Here is a 4,514-nt window from a genome sequence, read left to right on the forward strand (position 1 = left end):
TGAGCAACTCGCTGGAGTGCCGATGGCTGCTTAACTCCAGCAAAACGGTCTCCGAGGTTCCCGGTGCGCTTCAGTGCCAATGGTCTCGAAAGCGCATGTCACGGCACTGGCGACCGGAGATTCGTGGCTGGAGAAAGGCGCCACGATTCTCCTGTTCGGGCCCCCCGGTGGCGGCAAAAGTCATTTAGGTTCAGCCATCGGACACGCTTTAATCGAAGCCGGCTATCGAGTGCTGTTCACATGCACGAGCGAGCTCGTCCAGAAGCTCCAGACTGCGCGTCAGAGCCTGCAACTTCCATCCGCGCTCACGAACTTGGATCGGTTTGATCTCATCATCCTGGACGACCTGTCGTACGCGCGTAAGGACCAGGCCGAAACCAGTGTGCTGTTCGAACTGATCGCCGAGAGGTATGAGCGTAAAAGTCTTCTCATAACGGCCAACCAGCCATTCTCGGGATGGAATGACGTGTTCCCCGACCCCGGCATGACGGTCGCAGCCATTGATCGGCTCGTCCATCACTCGAACGATCTTCGAACTGAATGTTGAAAGCTATCGCCGTCGAAAGGCCAGCGACAAACAATGAGCTCGATGCACCTCAACAAATGCGGGACGGGGAGAATTCTTGAAGCCCAGCATCGGCCGCGTGCGCCGCTTGATCGCCCGATGATCTTGGCCAATAACATTGTCAGATATTTGTTCTGGCGAATCTTGATCGTTGTTTAGCGCTCCGCCTTGAGGGCAGCACCGCGGCCAGGTTCCCGCCGCTTTTATCGATTGGCACCGTCTCGGGTTGGGCCGTTTTGCGCGATTGACTTTTCGAGGTGCGCCTCGCCGCAGCCTTGTCACGGTGGGCAGGCAAAAGAAAGTTGACCGTGTTACCTTCCTTGTCGACTGCGCGATACAAGTATTTCCACTCGCCGCGAACCTTGACATACTTTCATCCATTCTCCAGCTCCCGCCGACGGCTTTTTTGGTAGCGGCGAAAGGCCTTCTCCAGAACCAGCAACACCTTGATGGCGCAGCGGTGCACGGTTGAATGGTCGACCGATATCCTGCGTTCCGCCATCATCTCTTCCAGGTGTCGAAGGCTAAGCGGATACGCGACATACCAGCGGACACACGTCAGGATCACGTCGAGCGGATAATGCGAACGCTTCAGCACGCGTGCCAAGGCTGGACCCAGAATCGTCATCAAGCGCCCCGTCGTTCGTATTGTCGATTTCATGATACCCGTCGCTTATTGCGACAAAGCCGTAACGGGGAGCGCTCTGCATGACCTGCGGCGCGATGTGAGGCTGCGAATGGCCGTTGAGTCCGCCCGCTTGAATCGGCCGCTCAGATTCGGTCAAGTAGTAGGACCCATGTGGGTCGAAGAGGTGCATTCGGTCTTGTCGCGCGCAAAGCGGGTCATCGCGCTCGCATTCATCCAGCGTCATCAAATCGGAGGGAGCAAAGCGGCGACGCGCGCAGTCTAGCGACAACGTAGGAGTACATATGAAACGTCGCTAAATTCCTTTATGTAAGGCGTCGGCAGCGCACGCTGTTATGCGTAGCCCCGCGCGGCGCGGCGCAATAATCGCGGGTCGGTTTGCCATTCATCGCGCGCTCCAAGCGTGATTCGTGCGAAGTCTGGATGGCCGGGGTTAAGCAGATAGTTGGTTTCAGCAGGGACGACCGCGCTCGGCACGGCAAGCACCGCGCTCGTTCGCTTGCGCGCCCACATCGCACCAATTTGTTGCAACTCGGCCCGCGCACTGAGTTCCCGCCAGTCGGCCGGCAACTTCGCGGCATCGACGTGTTCGATGAGGATGTCAGGGATCCGGGCCGGAATGAGCACATACCGCGCCCGCAGCGGCGAGTCCTGGACGAGCATTTCGAGCAGCGCGAGCGATTGTGTGTGTGCTGTATACACGAGCGCGACGCCTTTTGGATTCCACCGCCCACCGTAGAGTCGCGCGCCTTCGCCAGAAAAGGCGCTGTCGGCATACCGTTCTGTCACTACCCGCCATGCCGTCAACGTCATGCAAAGATTCCGTGCTCGATGCGCCCGAGCGTATCCATCACGCTATCGGCACCAACGTCCGTATCGAGAAGGCTGAGCGGAGTGGCATCTCCAACCGCCGCTGCCGGCGCCTTGAGCCACCCAATTGCCAGATCGAGATCGCCAAACACTTCCGCCGCGCGCGCCGCAATACGCGCGAGTCGTAGCAGCTTGGCCGACTCCTCGCGGCTGAAGACTCCCTCGCGCTTACGCCGCGCCAAGGTGCGCTCTGGAATATCGAGCGCCTGGGCCAGTTCTGATTGCGAAAGGTCAATGGATCTGAGCATCGAATCGAGCGCCTGCGAGGATATGCCGTGACGGACGATCTCCACCCAATCGAGGCCGGACCGAGGGGCGCGCGGCAGGACTGAGCGTCCGCCCAGCAACGAATCTGCAGAAATTTCGACGTTGACGGTCATGGCACCTCCTGCCAATTGGCATTTATTTTACACCAAATTGGCAGATCGGCTAGCGCTCTGTGCATGTTCGCTGACTGTGCTTCAACATGTCTCGTGACGCCAGCGCTGGAACCATGCTTGCTTAGACGTTATGCGGACGGCTGCTATTGGCGATTTGCTCGACCGGCCAGTCCAAATTCGACGTCATGCAATGAGGAGGACAGACACGTGAAGACCGCACCGCCCAGTAGCCAGACCGAACAGGACGCTAAGGCCGAAGCCAATTCCGGCAAGCCTGCGACCACACCGAGCGACAAGCCGAGCAGCGGACAGCACGCTGCGAATCACACCAAGGCCGGCAAGAATCACGGTGCCGGAGGGGGCGCGAAGCAGCGGCACGGGCCAAGGTAATCGGCGAATGGTGCGCGGATGCCCGGCAAGAATCCGCGTCCGGCGCAGTTGACGCGACGCATCGTTAACTGCGCCGGACACGTGAGGTACAAAGTCGTGCCCCCGCAAGCGGCATAGGTATGATGGGCATGCGTACGGCCCACTACCTTCGACGTGGCTGACCGTCTCCGTCAAGCTAAACGCCCCAATCACGCTCGCCTTACTCGGCATATAAATGCATCGCGCCGAAGGCTCCGGTCCATTTCAGCGGAAGGTTGTCCACAGGCATTGTTCCTCCTAAAGACGAGACGCTGTTGGCGTCGGAAATAGGTGTAACCTTCCATTATCGTCTACACATCTTATCAAGAGCGACGTCCCCGAGAAAATGCGGCGAAAAAAGCAGGTAATATCCGCGCAGACAAATCATGGCCTCTGGCCAGCAAATCGAAAGGCGGGCACAACGACTGCAGCCCCAACAACGTAGATTCATACTCATGCTGTCAGTCAGCTTTCGCCGTCTCGCTCTGCTCTGGACAGTCCGCCGCGTGCCGACGAACGGCGAACGCCCCCGAGTTCTGGCCGTCGATGGAAATCCCGACGGTGCGTTTACGATCGCCGCCTATCTCTCCTTGGAAGATATTGACAGCCGCGCCGCTTTCGGCGGCCGGCAGGCCACCGAGGCCGCGAGGGTCTGGACGCCGCATGTCATTCTGATGGATGTCTCAATGCCGGAATGCGACGGCATCGAGGCCGCGCGCGTGCTGCGACGCGACTCCCGGACCGCCGGCAATGCCATCATCGCCTTTACTGCTTTTGATGAAGTCGAGGTGCGGCGGCAGTTAAGAGACAGTGAGTTTGACGGCTATCTGCAGAAAGGCGTCGCTCTGACGGAAATGCTGAAGCTAGTCAAGGCATTCATTCAGTGACGGTGGCAGGATGAAAACGCTTCGCAAGAATATGCGAAGTGCCTACCGAGGCCACCTCTGTTCGCTTTCCCGACGTATCGCGGTTTACCGCAGGAACAACTCGCGCAGACAAACCACACTAAGTTTTGCACCAACTGCAGCGGCGCCGCCGGCGCGCACTGGTCGTTGGAGAAGACGACCTTGCTGGCAGCAGCCTGAAATGGAAGCAGCGGAATACGTCTAACGCGCATACTGGCAAAGGGTGACTAAGCTTAAGGCGACGGATGCTCCCCACGAAGGGCGTTGAAAGTCCGCCGCTGGAGATTAGTGAGCTGGTCGTTTTCTTCGTCGAGGTTCTTGCTCGACGAATTTGAGCCTTCGGCATCGGGCGTAATCCGTGTCCCGCATTGGGCGGTATGTCTACAAAAGCATGCGTCGGCGTCTTAGCGCCACGCGAACCTTATGCAGAACCTCGGCTTCAGGGGCCGCATGAATTGTAGACGCTTGCCTTATCACTTCATGAACCAGGGCATCGCGTACCTGCCGAACTCGCTTGGCGCAGAATTTGCGCCGGACGCCGACGCGCATGGCAATCTGACTGTTCGCGTCGGGACCGGATGCGCCAAGATATGCGGTCTGACTGGAACCGATAATCGCCTGTAGCGGCCGGTTACCGACGTGGCCAGATGCCCCCTGATAAATAGTCGGTCTTGCAGAATGCCGTGAAGCCAGGCGCCGCGTGGTAATAGGTGCAAACAGAGGGTTGCGGAACTCCCAGT

The 4,514-nt window shown here is 58.8% G+C and carries 3 protein-coding genes and 3 pseudogenes; 2 read left to right on the plus strand and 4 right to left on the minus strand.

Annotation, left to right across the window (positions count from 1 at the left end; translation table 11 throughout):
* Positions 1 to 73: 73 nt before the first annotated feature.
* Positions 74 to 584, plus strand: a pseudogene (istB, locus tag AB6804_RS31530) (IS21-like element helper ATPase IstB); the annotation flags it as partial.
* A gap of 35 nt (positions 585 to 619) precedes the next feature.
* Here the strand turns inward: istB and AB6804_RS31535 are convergent.
* From AB6804_RS31535 to AB6804_RS31545, 3 genes and pseudogenes are all read right to left on the minus strand, one after another.
* Positions 620 to 1,193 (minus strand): annotated as a pseudogene (locus tag AB6804_RS31535) (IS6 family transposase); the annotation flags it as partial.
* Positions 1,194 to 1,544: 351 nt separating this feature from the next.
* Entirely contained in the window at positions 1,545 to 2,024 is a 480-nt protein-coding gene (locus tag AB6804_RS31540; protein WP_370889787.1) for an RES family NAD+ phosphorylase, read from the minus strand.
* Entirely contained in the window at positions 2,021 to 2,461 is a 441-nt protein-coding gene (locus AB6804_RS31545; RefSeq protein ID WP_370889788.1) for an antitoxin Xre-like helix-turn-helix domain-containing protein, read from the minus strand. Before AB6804_RS31545 ends, AB6804_RS31540 begins: the two co-directional genes overlap by 4 nt.
* Before the next feature lie 863 nt (positions 2,462 to 3,324).
* Here AB6804_RS31545 and AB6804_RS31550 point away from each other — a divergent pair.
* Complete coding sequence (locus AB6804_RS31550) at positions 3,325 to 3,756, plus strand: response regulator (protein WP_370889789.1); 432 nt, start codon at positions 3,325 to 3,327, stop codon at positions 3,754 to 3,756.
* Between the two features lie 399 nt (positions 3,757 to 4,155).
* Here AB6804_RS31550 and AB6804_RS31555 read toward each other — a convergent pair.
* Positions 4,156 to 4,514: pseudogene (locus tag AB6804_RS31555) on the minus strand (hypothetical protein); the annotation flags it as partial.

Origin of the sequence: Caballeronia sp. RCC_10 (genome assembly GCF_041360715.1) — a bacterium.
Classification (GTDB): domain Bacteria; phylum Pseudomonadota; class Gammaproteobacteria; order Burkholderiales; family Burkholderiaceae; genus Caballeronia; species Caballeronia grimmiae.

What these genes read in the sequence shown, in the direction of transcription:
- AB6804_RS31550 (WP_370889789.1), top strand. Translation starts at nt 3,325, where the DNA reads ATGCTGTCAGTCAGCTTTCGCCGTCTCGCTCTGCTCTGGACAGTCCGC.
- AB6804_RS31540 (WP_370889787.1), bottom strand. Translation starts at nt 2,024, where the DNA reads ATGACGTTGACGGCATGGCGGGTAGTGACAGAACGGTATGCCGACAGC.
- AB6804_RS31545 (WP_370889788.1), bottom strand. Translation starts at nt 2,461, where the DNA reads ATGACCGTCAACGTCGAAATTTCTGCAGATTCGTTGCTGGGCGGACGC.